The organism is Trinickia fusca, assembly GCF_003628145.1.
Classification (GTDB): Bacteria; Pseudomonadota; Gammaproteobacteria; order Burkholderiales; family Burkholderiaceae; genus Trinickia; species Trinickia fusca.
Window position 1 is genome coordinate 83,359 of record NZ_RBZV01000002.1, and the last position, 18,375, is coordinate 101,733.

Consider the following 18,375-nt stretch of genomic DNA (forward strand, 5'->3'; position numbering starts at 1 on the left):
CGCCGCGCCAGGCACAGCGGCTACCTGCACGTTTTACTTCTTGCGCTGGGGCGGCAGGTCGGTACAGACGCCTTCGTACAGCTCCGCCGCCATGCCGATCGATTCGCCGAGCGTCGGGTGCGGGTGGATCGTGCGGCCGATATCGGTCGCATCGGCGCCCATCTCGATCGCCAGGCACACTTCGCTGATGAGGTCACCCGCGTTCAGGCCGACGATGCCGCCGCCGATCACGCGATGCGTCTCTTCGTCGAAAATCAGCTTCGTGAAGCCCTCGTCGCGCCCGTTCGCGATCGCGCGACCCGACGCGGCCCACGGGAACACCGCCTTGCCGTACTTGATGCCCTCGGCCTTGCACTGCTCTTCCGTCTTGCCGGCCCACGCGACTTCCGGATCGGTATAGGCCACCGACGGAATCTGCAACGCGTCGAAGTACGCCTTCTCGCCGTGCGCGACTTCAGCGGCCACGTGCCCTTCGTGCACCGCCTTGTGCGCGAGCATGGGCTGGCCGACGATGTCGCCGATCGCGAAGATGTGCGGCACGTTCGTGCGCATCTGCTTGTCGACTTCGATGAAGCCGCGGTCGGTCACCTTCACGCCCGCGTTCTCCGCACCGATCTTCTTACCGTTCGGGCTGCGGCCGACGGCCACGAGCACGAGATCGTAACGCTGCGGTTCCGCCGGCGCCTTCTCGCCTTCGAACTTGACGTAGATGCCATCGGACTTCGCTTCGGCCGCAGCCGTCTTCGTCTTCAGCATCACGTTGGCGAAATGCTTGCCGCTGTACTTTTCCCACACCTTCACGAGGTCGCGGTCGGCGCCCATCATGAGGCCGTCGAGCATTTCGACGACATCGATCTTCGCGCCGAGCGTCGCGTAGACCGTCGCCATTTCGAGCCCGATGATGCCGCCGCCCACGACGAGCATGCGCTGCGGAATCTGGCGCAACTCGAGCGCGCCCGTGGAATCGACGACGCGCGGGTCCTCGGGCATGAACGGCAGCTTCACGGCTTGCGAGCCTGCCGCGACGATCGCGTGCTTGAACTTGATGACCTTCTTGCCGCTGTCGGTCTGCACCTGCATATGGTGCGGATCGACGAACGAGCCGACCCCCGTCACCACCTCGACCTTGCGTGCCTTGGCCATGCCGGCCAGGCCCGACGTGAGCTTCTTCACGACGCCCGACTTGAAGTCGCGCAGCTTGTCCAGATCGATCTGCGGCTTGCCGAACGTGATGCCGTGCGCAGCCAGCTCGCTGACTTCATCCATGATCAGCGCCGTGTGCAGCAGCGCCTTCGACGGAATGCAGCCAACGTTCAGACATACGCCGCCAAGCGTCGAATAACGCTCGACGAGCACCGTTTTCATGCCGAGGTCGGCCGAGCGGAAGGCAGCCGAATAGCCGCCAGGCCCCGCGCCGAGCACGACCATGTCGCATTCGATGTCGGCGCCGCCCGCGTAGCTGGCGGCTTGCGGAGCGGCAGCCGATGCCGGCTGCTGCGTGCGCGGCGGCTCGGCGGCCGCCACGGCGGGCTTGGCTGCCGGCGCCTGCGGGGCGGCCGCTTCAGCCGCGGCTGCCTCCACGAGCGCGATCACCGTGCCCTGGGACACCTTGTCGCCGGCCTTGATGCGCACTTCCTTCACCGTGCCGGCCGAATCGCTCGGCACTTCCATCGAGGCCTTGTCCGACTCGAGCGTCAGCAGCGACTGCTCCTTTTCGATGACGTCGCCAGGCTTGATGTTGACCTCGATGACATCGACGTCCTTGAAATCGCCGATGTCCGGCACCTTCACTTCGACGAGACTCATTCACACGTCCCCTTCTTGTTGGATTGCGCCGTCACCGACGATCAAAGGATCACGCGCCGGAAATCGGCGAGCAGCGAACCGAGGTACGCGTTGAAGCGGGCCGCTTCGGCACCGTCGATGACGCGATGGTCGTACGACAGCGACAGCGGCAGCGTCAGGCGCGGCACGAACTGCTTGCCGTCCCACACGGGCTTCATCGCGCTGCGCGACAGGCCGAGAATCGCCACTTCGGGTGCGTTGATGATCGGCGTGAAATGCGTGCCGCCGATGCCGCCCAGCGACGAGATCGAGAAGCAGCCGCCTTGCATCTGGTCGGGCTTGAGCTTGCCTTCGCGTGCAAGCTTGGAGAGCTCGGCCATTTCCTTGGCGACCTCGATGAGGCCCTTCTTGTCCGCATCGCGGATCACGGGCACGACGAGGCCGTTCGGCGTATCGGCTGCAAAGCCAACGTGGAAATACTGCTTGTAGACGAGATTGTCGCCGTCCAGGCTCGCGTTGAAGGTCGGGAACTTCTTGAGCGCCGACACGACAGCCTTGATGACGAACGCGAGCATCGTGATCTTCACGCCCGCCTTCTCGTTTTCCTTGTTCAGCTGCACGCGCAACGCTTCGAGCTCGGTGATGTCGGCTTCGTCGTTGTTCGTGACGTGCGGGATCATCACCCAGTTGCGGTGCAGGTTCGCGCCCGAAATCTTCTTGATGCGCGACAGCGGCTTGGGGTCGACGGGGCCGAACTTCGTGAAGTCGATCTTCGGCCATGGCAGCAGGTTCAGCTCGCCGCCTGCGGCCGGCGCCGCGGCCGCAGCGCCCGTGAGTGCGCGCTGCCCGCTCATGATGCTCTTGACGTAAGCCGTCACGTCATCTTGCGTGATGCGGCCCTTCGGTCCCGTGCCGGGCACGAGCGCGACGTCGACGCCGAGCTCGCGCGCGAACTTGCGCACGGAAGGCGAAGCGTGGCTCGGCCGGCGCACGCCGCCCTCGCCTGCCGGAATCAGCGGGGCTTGCGCGAGCGCCGACGGATGCGCGGGCACGCTTTGCGGCGCGGCCGCAACCGGCAAGTCGGACGGCGGCTCGACCTTGTGCGGATGCGCCTCGGCGGCCTGCGCCGAGGCGCCTTCCGCTTCGACGATCAGCAGCAGCACGCCTTCGGATACCGTATCGCCGACCTTGACCTTCAGTTCCTTGACGATGCCGGCCGTCGGGCTCGGCACATCCATCGTGGCCTTGTCCGATTCGAGCGTGACGAGCGATTGCTCCATCTCGATGCGATCGCCGACCTTCACGGCCACTTCGATCACGGGCACGTCCTTGTAGTCGCCGATATCGGGCACCTTCACTTCCCGCAGGCCACCCGCTTTCGACGCCACCGGGGCTGCCGCAGCAGCAGGGGCCGGTGCGGCGCCGTTCGCTTGGGCTTGCCCTTGCGCCGGCTTGGCCGCGACCGCCTGGCCGCCCTCGAGCACGACGATCAGCGTGCCTTCGGACACGGGATCGCCCTGCTTCACCTTGACTTCCTTGACCGTGCCGGCCGCGGGGCTCGGCACGTCCATCGTCGCCTTGTCGGATTCGAGCGTGATCAGGGATTGCTCTTTCTCGACGGTGTCGCCGGCCTTCACCAGCACCTCGATGACGGGGATGTCCTTGTAGTCGCCGATGTCCGGCACCTTGACTTCGATCGCTTCACTCATTCTTCGTATCTCCTGTCGATCGGAGTTGGCGCTTTAGCGCTTACTCCGATCCCATGCAACGCTGGGCCGCGCACGCGTGCCGCCCCGCTCGGGGGCGGCACGCCACGCTGGACGCCGCTCGCGAAGGCGATGCCTTAAACGGTCATCGGGTTGGGTTTGTTCGGGTCGAGGCGATACTTGGCCAGCGCTTCGGCCACGAGCTTACGCTCGATCGTGCCTTCGTCGGCGAGCGCGTTCAGCGCCGCGACGGTGACCCAGTAACGGTCGACTTCGAAGAAGTGACGCAGCTTCTCGCGCGTATCCGAACGGCCGAAGCCGTCGGTGCCGAGCACGACGAAGCGTTGCGGCACGTAGGCGCGGATCTGATCGGCCAGTGCGCGCACGTAGTCGGTCGAGGCGATGACCGGGCCTTGCGCATCCTTGAGCAGCGTCTCGACGTGCGAGACCTTGCGCGGCTCGGTCGGATGCAGCAGATTCCAGCGCTCCGCGGCCTGGCCTTCACGCGCGAGCTCGGTGAAGCTCGGCACGCTCCAGATGTCGGCATCGACGCCCCAGTCGTTCTTGAGCAGATCGGCGGCAGCGATCACTTCGTTCAGGATCGTGCCGGCGCCCATCAGCTGCACGCGCGGCGCCTTCGACGCGCCATCGGCCTTCTTGAACGAGTACATCCCCTTGATGATGTGATCGGCCACGTACTCGCCCTGCGGCATCGCCGGGTGCTCGTAGTTCTCGTTCATCACGGTGATGTAATAGAACACGTCCTCCTGATCCTGCACCATGCGGCGCAGACCGTCCTGCATGATCACGGCGAGTTCGTAGCCGAACGTCGGGTCGTAGCTCAGGCAATTGGGCACAGATTGCGCCCACAGCAGCGAGTGACCGTCTTCGTGCTGCAGGCCCTCGCCGTTCAGCGTCGTGCGGCCTGCGGTGCCGCCGAGCATGAAGCCGCGCGAACGCATGTCGCCGGCGGCCCATACCAGATCGCCGATGCGCTGCAGACCGAACATCGAATAGAAGATGTAGAACGGCACCATGATCTCGCCGTGCGTCGAGTACGACGTCGCCGCCGCAATCCAGTCGCACATGCCGCCCGCTTCGTTGATGCCTTCCTGCAGGATCTGACCCGTCTCCGATTCCCGGTAGAACATCAGCTGATCGGAATCCTCGGGCACGTACTTCTGCCCTTCCTGATTCCAGATGCCGATCTGACGGAACAGGCCTTCCATGCCGAACGTACGCGATTCGTCGGGCACGATCGGCACGACGCGCTTACCCAGCGCCTTGTCCTTGAGCAGGATGTTCAGGATGCGCACGAAAGCCATCGTCGTCGAGATCTCGCGGCCTTCCCCCGTGCCCTTGAGCAGCGGTTCGAACGCGTCGAGCGCCGGCACGGGCAGCGACTCGGCTTTCTGACGGCGCGCCGGCAGATAGCCGCCGAGCTCCTGGCGCCGCGCACGCATGTATTCGAGTTCCTTCGAGCCTTCCTCGAACTTGAGGTAAGGCACGTCGACGATGTCCTCATCCGAGATCGGCAGACGGAACTGGTCGCGGAACTTCTTGAGCTGGTCCACCTGCATCTTCTTTTGCTGGTGGGTGATGTTCATCGCCTGGCCGGCTTCGCCCATGCCGTAGCCCTTGATCGTCTTCGCGAGGATGACGGTCGGCTGGCCCTTGGCGTTCGTGGCCGCCTGGAATGCCGCGTAAATCTTGTGCGGATCATGGCCGCCGCGGTTCAGGTTCCAGATGTCGTCGTCGGACCAGTCGGCCACGAGCGCCTTCAACTCGGGCGAGTTGAAGAAATGCTCGCGCACATAGGCGCCCGACTCGGACTTGTACGTCTGATATTCGCCGTCGACGACTTCCATCATGCGGCGCATCAACGCGCCCGTCTTGTCGCGCGCGAACAGCGCATCCCAGCGGCTGCCCCAGATGACCTTGATGACGTTCCAGCCTGCGCCGCGGAATTCGGATTCGAGCTCCTGGATGATCTTGCCGTTGCCGCGCACCGGACCGTCCAGGCGCTGCAGGTTGCAGTTGATCACGAACACGAGGTTGTCGAGCCGCTCGCGGCCGGCCATGCCGATCGCGCCGAGCGATTCCGGTTCGTCCGTTTCACCGTCGCCCAGGAACGCCCAGACCTTGCGGCCCGCGGCGTTCACGATGCCGCGCGCTTGCAGATACTTCATGAAGCGCGCCTGATAGATCGCCATGATCGGGCCCAGGCCCATCGAGACGGTCGGGAATTGCCAGAAGTCCGGCATCAGCCACGGGTGCGGATACGACGAGATGCCCTCGCCGCCCACTTCCTGACGGAAGTTGTCGAGCTGGTTTTCGTTGAGGCGGCCCAGCAGGAACGCGCGCGAGTAGATGCCCGGCGACGAGTGGCCCTGCACGAACACGAGATCGCCGCCGTGGCTCGGCGACGGAGCGTGCCAGAAATGGTTGAAGCCGACGTCGTACAGCGTGGCCGCCGACGCGAACGACGCGATGTGGCCGCCGACGTTCGTGTGCTTGCCGGCGCGCAACACCATCGCGATCGCGTTCCAGCGCGTATACGAGCGGATGCGGTGCTCGATATCCTGGTCGCCGGGGATCTTGGCCTGGTTGGAGACGGGAATCGTGTTGATGTACGGCGTGTTGGCGGAGAACGGCAGGTGCTCGCCATGCACGCGTGCGAATTCGATCTGCTTCTCGATCAGGTAGTGAGCACGATCCGGGCCAACAGCGGAAATGACACCCTCGAGTGCCTCAAGCCATTCGCCGGTTTCCTGAGGATCGTCGTCTTTATCGGCGGCGACATATTTCATGACTTCGTCGGGCACAGCGGACATTCTCGTCTCCTGATTTGAGGAATGCTGTTTGGAACAGACGACGCAGGCCAGCACCGGCCGCGTGCAGTTGTCGGCGATTGTAAAGAGCCGGATGCCGCCCACGCAATCAATTTTTCGAATGACGAGATTATTTCTCATAATGCGAAATATTGCTGCGCCGCACCGCAATTCAAATCCGATAGTGCGCGGATATGAGTGCATTGGCGCGGATTGCTGCGGGTTTGCCCTTGTTTTACGTCAGTTGGCAGCGACACGCTGAGCTACAATTCGACCCATGTTGACCGATCGGCTTTTCGCACGCTCGGCGCGGGCTCCCGGCTCCCGGGTGGACTCGACGCCGTCACGCTGGCACCACGGACCCTGGTGGTCGAATTCCTATTTGCTGACGCCGCTGCTGTCGATCCTCGTGTTCCTGGTGGTCATGAGTTTGATCCTCTGGAGCCTCAATCGTCGCGAGCAGCAGCAACAGGAAGACACGCTTTATCGCAACGTTGCGTGGGCTCAGCAACAGATCCGCCTGTCCATGACGGGCGCGCAGGAACAATTGCAGGCGCTCGCGCGCGACCTCGCAGCAGGTCACGCCGATCAGCACTCGTTCCAGATGTCGACGACCGACATCATGCAGGGGCACCCCGAGATCCTCTATGTAAACTGGTTCACGAACCAAAAAGAGGCGCGCTGGCCGAACACGCCCGTGCCGCTCGCGGGGCAGCGCTTCGCGCGCCTGACCGACGCGCAAATGGACGAAGCGGTGAAGGCCGCGTTCAGCGATGCGCGCAGCACGCGCCGGCAGGTCTACTCGTCGCTGATCTACGACGACATCGGCAACGGCTATCTGACGCTGCAGACGCCGATCTACCGCGACCGCGAGTTCCTCGGCTCGATCGCGGCCGTGTTCTCGATCGAAGGCATCCTCAAGCACGACATCCCGCCCGAGCTGTCGGCCAAGTACAAGATCTCGCTGCTCGACGCGAACAACCGCGAGCTGTCGACGACCTCGACGCGCCCGCGCCTGCCGCGCGACCTGTTCTATGACCTGCCGCTCGACCCGCCGGGCCAGGGCGTGACGGTGCGCGTCTATGCGTTCCCTCAGATCACGAACTTCACGAACAATACGCTCGTGTGGCTGGTTGCCGGCCTGTCGTGCTTCGTGCTGTGGAGTTTGTGGAGCCTCTGGAAGCACACGCGCCAGCGCTTCGAGGCGCAGCAGGCGCTGTACGCCGAAGCATTCTTCCGGCGCGCGATGGAAAACTCGGTGCTGATCGGCATGCGCGTGCTCGACATGCACGGCCGCATCACGCACGTGAACCCCGCGTTTTGCCGCATGACGGGCTGGGACGAGAGCGATCTCGTCGGCAAGACGGCGCCGTTCCCGTACTGGCCGCGCGATTCCTACCCGGAGATGCAGCGCCAGCTCGACATGACGCTGCGCGGCAAGGCGCCCTCCTCGGGCTTCGAGTTGCGCGTACGGCGCAAGGACGGGTCGTTGTTTCACGCGCGGCTGTACGTCTCGCCGCTGATCGATAGCTCGGGCCGGCAGACGGGCTGGATGTCGTCGATGACCGACATCACCGAACCGAAGCGTGCGCGCGAAGAGCTCGCCGCCGCGCACGAGCGCTTCACGACCGTGCTCGAGAGCCTCGATGCCGCCGTGTCGGTGCTGGCCGCCGACGAGGCCGAGCTGCTGTTCGCGAACCGCTACTACCGGCACCTGTTCGGCATTCGTCCCGACGGCCACCTCGAGCTCGCGGGCGGCGGTTTCGACAGTGCCGAGGCGTCGTCGGACTCGATCGACATGGTCGATGCCTACGCGGGCCTGCCTGCGGCCGCGCTGACCGAAAGCACGGCCGACGCGCAAGAAATTTACGTGCAAAGCATCCAGAAGTGGTTCGAGGTGCGGCGCCAATACATTCAGTGGGTCGACGGCCACCTCGCGCAGATGCAGATCGCGACCGACATCACGACGCGCAAGCAGGCGCAGGAACTCGCGCGGCAGCAGGAAGAGAAGCTGCACTTCACGAGCCGCCTGATGACGATGGGCGAGATGGCCTCGTCGCTGGCCCACGAGCTCAACCAGCCGCTCGCGGCCATCAACAACTACTGCTCGGGCACGGTCGCGCTCGTCAAGTCGGGCCGGACGACGCCCGATACGCTGCTGCCCGTGCTCGAAAAGACCGCCCAGCAAGCCGTGCGCGCGGGCATGATCATCAAGCGCATCCGCGAATTCGTGAAGCGCAGCGAGCCCAAGCGCCAGGCGGCGCGCGTCTCGGACATCGTCGCCGATGCCGTGGGCCTGGCCGAGATCGAAGCGCGCAAGCGCCGCATCCGCATCCTCACCGAGATCCGCTCGCGCCTGCCCGTCATCTACGTCGATCCGGTGCTGATCGAGCAGGTGCTCGTGAATCTCTTGAAGAACGCGGCCGAGGCGATGCACGAGGCGCGGCCCAATGCGATCGACCCGGTGATCCGCGTCGTGGTCCGCATCGATGCCGGGTTCGTCTGCATCAGCGTAGTCGACCAGGGCCCGGGCGTCGACGAGGCCGCCATCGAACGCCTGTTCGAACCGTTCTACAGCACGAAGTCCGACGGCATGGGCATGGGGCTCAACATTTGCCGTTCGATCATCGAATCGCATCGCGGTCGTTTGTGGGTCGTCAACAATGTCGACACGAACGGCCAGATCACTGGCGCAACATTTCACTGTAGTCTGCCGCTCGGCGAACCCGCCGAGCTTGGCCAAGGCGGCGGCACTGAAGCATCGAGACCACAAACTGTCACGGGAGAATTATGAATACCCCAGTCACCACTCAGGAAACCGTCTTTGTCGTCGACGACGACGAGGCCGTACGCGATTCGCTGCGTTGGCTGCTGGAGGCAAACGGCTATCGGGTGCAGTGCTTCTCGAGCGCCGAACAGTTCCTCGAAGCCTATCAGCCGGCGCAGCATGCAGGCCAGATCGCCTGCCTGATCCTCGACGTGCGGATGTCCGGCATGAGCGGTCTCGAACTGCAGGAGCGGCTCATCTCCGAGAACGCTTCGCTGCCGATCATCTTCGTGACGGGCCATGGCGACGTGCCGATGGCCGTCTCGACGATGAAAAAAGGCGCGATGGATTTCATCGAAAAGCCGTTCGACGAAGCCGAGCTGCGCAAACTCGTCGAGCGCATGCTCGAGAAGGCGCGCAGCGAGAGCAGCACCGTGCTGCAGCAGCGCGCGGCCGCCGAGCGGCTCGGCAAGCTCACGGCGCGTGAGCACCAGGTGCTCGAGCGCATCATCGCGGGGCGCCTGAACAAGCAGATCGCCGACGATCTGGGCATCAGCATCAAGACGGTCGAGGCCCACCGCGCCAACATCATGGAAAAGCTCAACGTCAACACGGTCGCCGACCTGCTGCGCCTCGCGTTGTCGAACAAGCCGCAGCAAGCGGCCAAGCCTCAGCCGCAGTAATACATTAATGCAGTAATGCCGCACCGGCGCGGCCGTGCTTGCTGCCACGGCCGGCCGCCTGTTGCATCGGGCCCTCACATCGGCCCCTTCCACGAGCGCCTCACGCCTGGTTCGGCTGCTTGTGCCGCGCGCCTGCGCTCCTCCTCGCCAGCGCGTTGGCGTGCGGTGCAACGGTATAATTCCCTTTTTTTGCGCCACGCGCCGTGTGCTCCGTTTGCCACACGCCTGCCGTGACGCCGCGCCACGCCGCTCGCCTGCCTCGTCCAGCAGCCTGCCTTGCTCGACTGCCGCCTTGCGCGGACAGCGCGGCCGCTACGCCCGATCCGCATTGCAATCCTCTCAATTGTTGACCGACCACCATGACAGCCAAACTGATCGACGGCCTCGCCCTTTCCAAGACCCTGCGCGCTGAAGTCGCCACCCGCGCTGCCGCGTTGACCGCACGCGGCCATCAGCCGGGTCTCGCCGTCGTGCTCGTCGGCGACAATCCGGCGAGCGAAGTCTACGTGCGCAACAAGATCAAGGCGTGCGAGGACAACGGCATCCACTCGTCGTACGACCGCTACCCGGCCACGCTGTCGGAAGCCGAACTGCTTGCGCGCATCGACGCGTTGAACCGCGACCCGAAAATCCACGGGATCCTCGTTCAGCTGCCGCTGCCGTCGCACATCGACAGCCACAAGGTCATCGAAGCCATCGCCCCCGAGAAGGATGTCGACGGCTTTCACGTGGCCAATGCCGGCGCGCTGATGACGGGCAAGCCGCTGTTTCGCCCGTGCACGCCCTATGGCGTGATGAAGATGTTCGAGGCAAACGGCATCGACCTGCGCGGTGCGAACGCGGTCGTGATCGGCCGCTCGAACATCGTCGGCAAGCCGATGGCCCTGCTGCTGCTCGAAGCCGGCGCGACCGTCACGATCTGCCACAGCAAGACGCGCGACCTCGCCGCGCATGCGCGCGCGGCCGACGTCATCGTGGCCGCGACAGGCCGGCGCAACCTCGTGACGGCCGACATGGTCAAACCGGGCGCGGCCGTCATCGACGTCGGCATGAACCGTGACGATGCCGGCAAGCTGTGCGGCGACGTCGACTTCGCCGGCGTATCCGCCGTGGCCGGCCACATCACGCCGGTGCCGGGCGGCGTCGGCCCGATGACGATCACGATGCTGCTCGTGAACACGATCGAAGCGGCCGAGCGCAGCGCCGCGCAGGCTTAAACGACACGAGGCGCGGTCGATCCTCAGCGCTCCGACTCGGCCGGTTGGTCGGAGCATCTGGAAAACGGCGTGTGGCGCCCCAATAATGACGGTATGGGGCGCGTGCGCCCATCCTTACAAACACGACAGACAGGAAGCTCCTCATGGCCTCGAACACGCCCGCAACGTCCAACCCGCTGCTCGATTTTTCCGGCCTGCCGCGCTTCGGCGAGATTCGTCCCGAACACGTCACGCCCGCGCTCGACGTGCTGCTCGCCGACGCCAAGACCGCCATCGAACGCGCGACTGAGCCAGCCCTGCCCGCGACCTGGCAGGACGTCGTCGATGCAACCGACCGCGCGACCGAACCGCTGGCGCGCGCCTGGGGCATCATCGGCCACTTGAACGCGGTGGCCGATACGCCCGAGCTGCGTGCCACCTACGGCGAGAACCTGCCGCGCGTGACCGAATTCTGGTCGAGCGTCGGCCAAAACCTCGCGCTGTTCGACAAGTACAAGGCGATCGTCGCAAGCCCGGCGTTCGCGGGCCTGTCCACCGAGCGCAAGAAGATTCTCGCAAACGCGCTGCGCGATTTCCGGCTCTCGGGCGCCGAGCTCCCCGAGGAGAAAAAGCCGCGCTTCACCGAATTGCAAGAACGCCAGGCGGCGCTCGCGAAGGCCTTCTCCGACCACGTGCTCGACGCGACGAATGCCTACACGTACATCGCGTCGAACCAGACCGAACTCGATGGCCTGCCCGAGGACGTCGTGCAGGCCGCGCGTGAAGCGGCGCAGGACGCCGGTATCGAAGGCTGGAAGTTCACGCTGCACTTCCCGTCGTATTTCCCCGTCATGCAGTACGCCACGCATCGGCCGATGCGCGAAGCGATGTATCGGGCCTACGTCACGCGCGCTTCGGAACTGGGCAGCCTCTACGGTGGCGGCCAGGCCGACTGGGACAACACCGCGAACGTCGCCGAACTCATGAAGCTGCGCGGCGAAGAAGCGCTGATGCTCGGCTATCGCAACTTCGCCGAGGTCTCGCTCGTGCCGAAGATGGCCGACTCGCCCGAGCAGGTCGTCACGTTCCTGGAAGACCTCGCCAAACGCGCCCGCCCGTATGCCGAAAAGGACTGGCAGGAACTGCGCGACTTTGCGGCAAGCGAGCTCGGCCTCACGCAACTCGAGCCGTGGGACGTCGCGTACGCGGGCGAGCGCCTGCGTGAGAAGCGCTATGCGTTCTCCGAAACCGAGGTCAAGCAATACTTCCCGGAAAACGCCGTGCTGGACGGTCTGTTCAAGGTCGCCGAGACGCTGTTCGACGTCACGATTCGCCGCGACGACGCGGCCGTCTGGCATCCGGACGTGCGCTTTTTCCGCGTCGAGGATCGCGACGGCTCGCTGCGCGCACAGTTCTACCTCGACCTGTACGCACGCGAAGGCAAGCGCGGCGGTGCGTGGATGGACGACGCGCGCTCGCGCCACAAGACCGGCGACGGCGGTGTCCAAACACCTGTCGCCTATCTGACCTGCAACTTCTCGGCGCCCGTCGGCGGCAAGCCTGCCTGCTTCACGCACGACGAAGTCATCACGCTGTTCCACGAGTTCGGTCACGGCCTGCATCACATGCTCACGCGTGTGGACGAGCTTGGCGTCTCGGGCATCAACGGCGTGGAGTGGGATGCAGTCGAACTGCCCTCGCAGTTCATGGAGAACTTCTGCTGGGAGTGGGACGTGCTCACCGACATGTCCTCGCATGTCGACACGAGCGCCAAACTGCCGCGCGCCTTGTTCGACAAGATGCTCGCCGCCAAGAACTTCCAGAGCGGCCTGGCGACGCTGCGTCAGATCGTGTTCGCTATGTTCGACATGCGCCTGCACGTCGACTTCGATCCGGCCGGCGCCCAAAGCGCGAACGACCTCGCACGCGAGATCAACGAGCGTTATCACGTGATCCCGCAAGCAGCGTTCTCGCGCTGGCCCAACACGTTCAGCCACGTCTTCGCGGGCGGCTATGCGGCCGGCTACTACAGCTACAAGTGGGCCGAAGTGCTGTCGGCCGATGCGTATGCCGCATTCGAAGATGCCGCGCGCGAAGCCAACGGCAGCGTGCTCGATGCGGCAACGGGCACGCGCTATCGACGCGAGATCCTCGAAGTCGGCGGCAGCCGGCCCGCGATGGACTCGTTCAAGGCGTTCCGCGGTCGCGCGCCGACCATCGACGCCCTGCTGCGCCATCACGGCATGAGCAACACGCCGGCACAGTGAAGCGAGCGAAGTGACGGCTCGGCCGCTGTCGGCTGTCGAAAAAGCAAACGGTGCTGTCCCTCACGGGCAGCACCGTTTTGCTTGGTACGACCGGGCAGGTGTTCCCTATCAACGACGCAGCTTGAAATCGACTTCGGCCGGCCGTCCTTCGATGGCCAGCGTCGCACGCGCCGCTGGCGAGCGAGCGATCACGCGACCGCGCCGGATCACCGCCAGACGCGCCGCGCGTAACCGAATCGCCTCGATCGGATCACGCGCGTCGAGCAGCACGCAGTCGGCCCAGCAGCCCGGTGTGATGCCGTAGTCGGCGAGACCCAGAATGCGCGCCGGATTGAGCGTGACCGCATCGAATGCGGCGTGCATGGCGTCGGTGCCCGTCATCTGCGCGACGTGAAGGCCCATGTGCGCAACCTCGAGCATGTCCCCCGAGCCCAGGCTGTACCACGGGTCCATCGCACAATCGTGGCCAAACGCGACGTCGATACCGGCAGCCAGCATCTCGGGCACGCGCGTCATGCCGCGCCGCTTCGGGTACGTATCGGCGCGCCCCTGCAGCGTGATGTTGATGAGCGGATTGGCGATCGCCGCGACACCCGATTCGCGCATCAACGGCAGCAGCTTGCTCACGTAGTAGTTGTCCATCGAATGCATCGACGTCAAGTGTGAGCCCGCGACGCGACCCGCGAGCCCGAGCCGATGCGCCTGCGCGCATAGCGTTTCGATGTGGCGCGACAGAGGGTCGTCCGATTCGTCGCAGTGCATGTCGACGCGCAGCCCCTTCTGCGCCGCGAATTCGCATAGCAGCCGAACCGATTCGGCGCCCTCGGCCATCGTGCGTTCGAAGTGCGGAATGCCGCCGACCACCTCGACGCCCATCGCGATCGCCCGCTTGAGGTTGTCGAACGCGCCCGGCGCGCGCAGCAACCCATCCTGCGGAAACGCGACAAGCTGCAAGTCGAGATAAGGCGCGACGCGACGCTTGACCTCGAGCAGCGCTTCGACGGCCAGGAGCCGTTGATCGCAGATGTCGACGTGCGAACGAATCGCGAGCAGCCCGCGCGCAACCGCCCAATCGCAGTATTGCAACGCACGTTCGACGAGCGCCTCGTGCGTGAGCTGCGGCTTGAGCTCGCCCCACAGCGCGATGCCTTCGAGCAGCGTGCCCGATGCGTTCACGCGCGGCAGCCCGTACGAAAGCGTGGCATCGAGATGAAAATGCGCATCGACGAAAGGCGGCGTGACGAGCAAGCCGTCCGCTTCGATCTCCTCGCGTGCCTGCGCGGCAAGCCGGGGCTCGACGGCGATGATGCGTTCGCCTTCGATGCCGATGTCGACGGGCGCGTCGCGACCCGCGACATGGGTGGGCAAAACGGCACGGCGAATGATCAGGTCCATCGACAGCTCCTCGAACGCGTGGGCGGTGTGCCGTCGATTCTATCGAGTCATGCCGGCTTGATCATCGGATTCGTCATCGAAGTCGAATAGCGTAAATTGCCCTTGCGCGGCGGCCTCGCCCTCCTCCAACCGCACGCCGACGCCCAGCAGCCGCACAGGCTGATTGCGCCGCGCGAAGCCCTTCTCGAGCAGCGCGAGCAGGGTCGGTAGATCGGTCGCGTCGGCCACGCACTCGACCGTCGTGCGGCGAAAGTCGGCGAAGCGGATCTTCACGAACATCTTGTGGATGGCTGCCGCGGCGTCGCACCGCTCGATGCGCACGTCGAGCTGCTCGGCCAGCCGGCGCAGCTCCGCCGCGCACTCGTCGAGCGTTTGCAGATCGGTGACGTAGGTCGTCTCGACGCTAATGGACTTGCGCTCCTGATCGGCTTCCACCGTGCGGTGATCGATGCCGCGCGACAGGTCGTACAGGCGCCGGCCGAATGCGCCGAAGCGGCGATGCAGATCGATCAGCGACCACTCCCGCAGGTCGGCGCAGGTGGCGATGCCGAGCTTCTCGAGCTTGGCCGCCGTGACCTTCCCGACACCGAAGATCTTGCGCACCGGCAGCGCGGCCACGAACGCGTCGACCTCGTGCGGACGCACAACGAACAGGCCGTCGGGCTTGTTCCAGTCGGACGCGATCTTCGCGACGAACTTGTTCGGCGCCACACCGGCCGACACCGTCACGCCGACCGTCTCGCGCACGCGCGCGCGGATCTCCTCGGCCATCAGCGTCGCACTGCCCTTGCAGCGCGTGGAGTACGTGACGTCGAGATAGGCTTCGTCGAGCGAGAGCGGCTCGACGTCGGCCGTGTAATCGCGATAGATGGCCATGATCTGCCGCGAGGCCGCGCGGTACTTTTCCATCGCCGACGGCAGGATCAGCAGTTCGGGACATTTGCGCATCGCCAGCGCCGAGGACATCGCCGAATGAATGCCGAAGCGGCGCGCTTCGTAGTTGCAGGTAGCGATCACGCCGCGCTGCTCGGGCCGCCCGCCGACCGCCAGCGGCCGACCGCGCAAGCTCGGATCGTCGCGCATCTCGACCGACGCGTAGAAGCAGTCGCAATCGCAGTGGATGATCTTGCGCGCAAACGCCGGCGCCGCGCCGGGCGATTGCGGCGCGGGGGCATCGGCGAAGGGACGATCAGGATTGCTCAAAGTGAGCGTTACTGTACAAAAATACAGTGGTCATTTCAAGCGGCGCCGGTCGCCCCTGCCGGCGGACGCGGCCTGCTGCGCCCGGCTCGCGTGTACCGGCGAGAGCGCCGCCAATCGTACCGCCGCGCGCAACCCACGGCCACCTATACTCGGCGTTCGCTTAGCCCCTTCGACACACCCGCAACATCACAGATCCAACATGAAAACGATCGGCATCATCGGCGGCATGAGCTGGGAATCGTCGGCCGAGTACTATCGGCTACTGAACCGCTATGCCAAAGCCCGCCTGGGTGGCCACCACAATGCGCGCAGCTTGTTGCTGACGGTCGACTTCGCGCCAATCGAAGCGCTGCAGCGCGCGGACGACTGGACCGCGCTCGCTGTGCTGATGGCCGATGCGGCGCGTCAGCTCGAGCGCGGCGGCGCCGACCTCGTGATGCTCGCAACGAACACGATGCATCGCGTGCACGAAGCGATCGAGGCCGCGTTGAACGTGCCCTTCCTGCACATCGCCGATCCCACCGGCCACGCGCTGCGCGACGCTGGCATCGAACGCGTGGGACTGCTCGGCACGCGCTTCACGATGGAGCACACGTTCTATACGGGGCGTCTGGCCGAGCGCTTCGGTCTCGAGACGCTGATTCCTGGCGAAGCCGCGCGTGCCGATGTGCATCGGATCATTTACGACGAGTTGTGTCATGGCATCGTCGATGATGCATCACGCACAATCTATCAACGCACGATCGACGAGCTAGCCTCGCGCGGTGCGCAGGCGGTCATCCTCGGCTGCACGGAGATTACGCTGCTGATCAAGCCGCAGGATTCGTCGCTGCCGGTGTTCGACACGACCGCGCTGCACGCGCAGGCCGCGGTCGATTGGGCATTGCAGGCGTGATTGCCGCGATGCGATGGTTCGACGATGCGCTTCACGCCTCCAGCCACCGCAGCCCGGCGATGCCGGCCATGATCAACGCGACACAGGCGAGGCGCGGCAACGACGCACTGTCGCCGTAAGCAATGATGCCGACGATCGTCACGCCGACCGCGCCGATGCCTGTCCACACCGCGTAGGCCGTACCCGTCGGCAAATCGCGAATCGCGTACGTGAGCAGAAAGATGCTGGCGAGCCCCGCGGCGACGCCGATCGCTGCGGGCACCGGCTTCGTCCACCCGGCGGCCGATTTCAATCCCGCCGCCATCACGATTTCCATTACACCTGCGAGCACGAGCAGCACCCAAGCCATGAACCGATCTCCAAAATTCGACAAGAATGCGAGTGTGGAGACGTTATCCCGTCACGACAAGTACGCACCCGAAGGTTCCTATGTCTCATCGTCTGAATCTTCCTGCACTGCCCTCGTCCGCTACCGTGGACCGCGCGCCTGGCTGCCCGTCGCGTGCCGCGCTAGCGCTCGTCGCGAGCAAGTGGTCGCTGTCGATCGTGCCGGCGCTCGCCGCAGGCCCAGTGCGCAACAACGAGCTGCTGCGCAGGATCGAAGGGATTTCGCAAAAGATGCTGACGCAAACGCTGCGTGAGCTCGAGCGTCATGGACTCGTGGAGCGGATCGATTACGGCACCGTGCCGCCGCGCGTCGACTATCGACTAAGCGCGCTCGGACATTCGTTGAGCGACACGCTGACGGCGCTCGATCGATGGGCACAGGACCATCATGCGGCGCTTGCGGTTGCGCGCGAGCGATTTGATGCCACGAGCAGCGTTTGACGGGTTCCCGATGCCCGCCTTGGCATCGCGTACAGCGTGAACAACAGTCGTTACCGAAGCGCGAGGCATCCCCCTCGCTAGAGTGACAAATCAGACGCGAAGCCCACGCTGCAATATGCTACCGCTGCGGCTACGCCGCCGATATGTGGCCGACGATGGCTTGAAGCGCACGCCGCAGCATTTCGCTGTTATCCGGATCACTCGCGATTGCATCGGGATCAGCCTGCTTTCCCAACAGTGCAAGCGTGATGCAAGCCTCAGGGATGATCGTTGCCGACATGGTTTCCAAGACCAGTTTCAGGGCGGCTTGGGCGGCAGATGCTCGTGGCGACGTGTTGAACAATGCGACCGGCTTACCCGGGAAATCGGGGCTTCCGACCAACCAATCCAGCATGTTTTTGAATGACCCAGGGATACCGCGCGCGTACTCCGGGCACGAAATCAAGAGGCCATCTGCTCGCACGACTCGCGCGCGCAGATCAACAATGGACTCGGGAAGATGGTCTTCAAGATCCGGATTGAAATGGGGTAATTGCCCGATTTCATCGTAATGATCAACGGCTACACCCGGCGGCACAAGTTTGGCCGCCGCGTGAAGAGCCTGTGTATTGGACGACGTCGAGCGCAGGCTACCGGACAAGGAAAGAAGGTGAATCATTTCGACGTGGTCGTTACCGATGTGCGGGATAGTGCTCCATCCCAAGGACGCCATGACGGGAGATGTATGGTCGGGGGAAATCGGTCCGAGTATACGTTGCGCCGCGTTTCGGTGCATTTCGATGCTGGTGCCGGCGCTAAACGGCCACGAGTGTAGCTCCA

At 64.7% G+C, this 18,375-nt stretch carries 13 protein-coding genes; 6 read left to right on the top strand and 7 right to left on the bottom strand.

The genetic code is table 11. The annotated features are described in order from the left end of the window. Positions 1-33: 33 nt before the first annotated feature. From lpdA to aceE, 3 genes are all read right to left on the bottom strand, one after another. Entirely contained in the window at positions 34-1,806 is a 1,773-nt protein-coding gene (lpdA, locus tag D7S89_RS04925; protein WP_121276243.1) for a dihydrolipoyl dehydrogenase, read from the bottom strand. A 41-nt stretch (positions 1,807-1,847) separates the two neighbouring features. Beyond that, entirely contained in the window at positions 1,848-3,494 is a 1,647-nt protein-coding gene (gene aceF / locus D7S89_RS04930) for a dihydrolipoyllysine-residue acetyltransferase (RefSeq protein WP_121276245.1), read from the bottom strand. 134 nt (positions 3,495-3,628) lie between these two features. Beyond that, on the bottom strand, positions 3,629-6,325 hold the full coding sequence (gene aceE / locus D7S89_RS04935) for a pyruvate dehydrogenase (acetyl-transferring), homodimeric type (RefSeq protein WP_121276247.1): 2,697 nt from the start codon (positions 6,323-6,325) through the stop codon (positions 3,629-3,631). A 274-nt stretch (positions 6,326-6,599) separates the two neighbouring features. Between aceE and fixL the strand changes: the two genes are divergently transcribed. From fixL to D7S89_RS04955, 4 genes are all read left to right on the top strand, one after another. Then, positions 6,600-9,116, top strand: coding sequence for an oxygen sensor histidine kinase FixL (gene fixL, locus D7S89_RS04940; RefSeq protein ID WP_121276248.1), 2,517 nt, complete (start codon positions 6,600-6,602; stop codon positions 9,114-9,116). Then, positions 9,113-9,772: an oxygen response regulator transcription factor FixJ gene (gene fixJ, locus D7S89_RS04945; protein ID WP_121276250.1), complete on the top strand. Its 660-nt coding sequence runs from the start codon at positions 9,113-9,115 to the stop codon at positions 9,770-9,772. The genes fixL and fixJ overlap by 4 nt, the downstream gene beginning before the upstream one ends. 359 nt (positions 9,773-10,131) lie before the next feature. Then, the gene (gene folD, locus D7S89_RS04950) at positions 10,132-10,989 is read left to right on the top strand and encodes a bifunctional methylenetetrahydrofolate dehydrogenase/methenyltetrahydrofolate cyclohydrolase FolD (protein WP_121276252.1); all 858 of its coding nucleotides are present in this window, start codon (positions 10,132-10,134) and stop codon (positions 10,987-10,989) included. Positions 10,990-11,132: 143 nt separating this feature from the next. Further along, entirely contained in the window at positions 11,133-13,235 is a 2,103-nt protein-coding gene (locus D7S89_RS04955) for a M3 family metallopeptidase (protein ID WP_121276254.1), read from the top strand. Positions 13,236-13,343: 108 nt separating this feature from the next. On the opposite strand, the gene D7S89_RS04960 is transcribed toward D7S89_RS04955, so the two are convergent. Together D7S89_RS04960 and dinB are read right to left on the bottom strand one after the other, a co-directional pair. Next, positions 13,344-14,630, bottom strand: coding sequence for an amidohydrolase family protein (locus tag D7S89_RS04960; protein WP_121276256.1), 1,287 nt, complete (start codon positions 14,628-14,630; stop codon positions 13,344-13,346). A gap of 39 nt (positions 14,631-14,669) precedes the next feature. Then, positions 14,670-15,833 (bottom strand): DNA polymerase IV, encoded by a 1,164-nt coding sequence (dinB, locus tag D7S89_RS04965; RefSeq protein ID WP_121276258.1) that lies wholly within the window; start codon positions 15,831-15,833, stop codon positions 14,670-14,672. Between the two features lie 199 nt (positions 15,834-16,032). On the opposite strand from dinB, the gene D7S89_RS04970 reads away from it, so the two are divergent. Further along, a complete protein-coding gene (locus tag D7S89_RS04970; protein ID WP_121276260.1) occupies positions 16,033-16,728 on the top strand; it encodes an aspartate/glutamate racemase family protein in 696 nt (231 codons plus the stop codon). Between the two features lie 31 nt (positions 16,729-16,759). Here the strand turns inward: D7S89_RS04970 and D7S89_RS04975 are convergent, their stop codons facing one another. Next, entirely contained in the window at positions 16,760-17,077 is a 318-nt protein-coding gene (locus tag D7S89_RS04975) for a DMT family transporter (RefSeq protein WP_121276262.1), read from the bottom strand. Between the two features lie 80 nt (positions 17,078-17,157). Between D7S89_RS04975 and D7S89_RS04980 the strand changes: the two genes are divergently transcribed. Further along, on the top strand, positions 17,158-17,556 hold the full coding sequence (locus D7S89_RS04980) for a winged helix-turn-helix transcriptional regulator (RefSeq protein WP_121276264.1): 399 nt from the start codon (positions 17,158-17,160) through the stop codon (positions 17,554-17,556). Between the two features lie 130 nt (positions 17,557-17,686). Here the strand turns inward: D7S89_RS04980 and D7S89_RS04985 are convergent, their stop codons facing one another. Next, positions 17,687-18,214 carry an NADPH-dependent FMN reductase gene (locus D7S89_RS04985; RefSeq protein ID WP_121277299.1) on the bottom strand — a complete coding sequence of 176 codons (528 nt, stop codon included), beginning with the start codon at positions 18,212-18,214 and terminating at the stop codon, positions 17,687-17,689. Between the last annotated feature and the right edge of the window lie 161 nt (positions 18,215-18,375).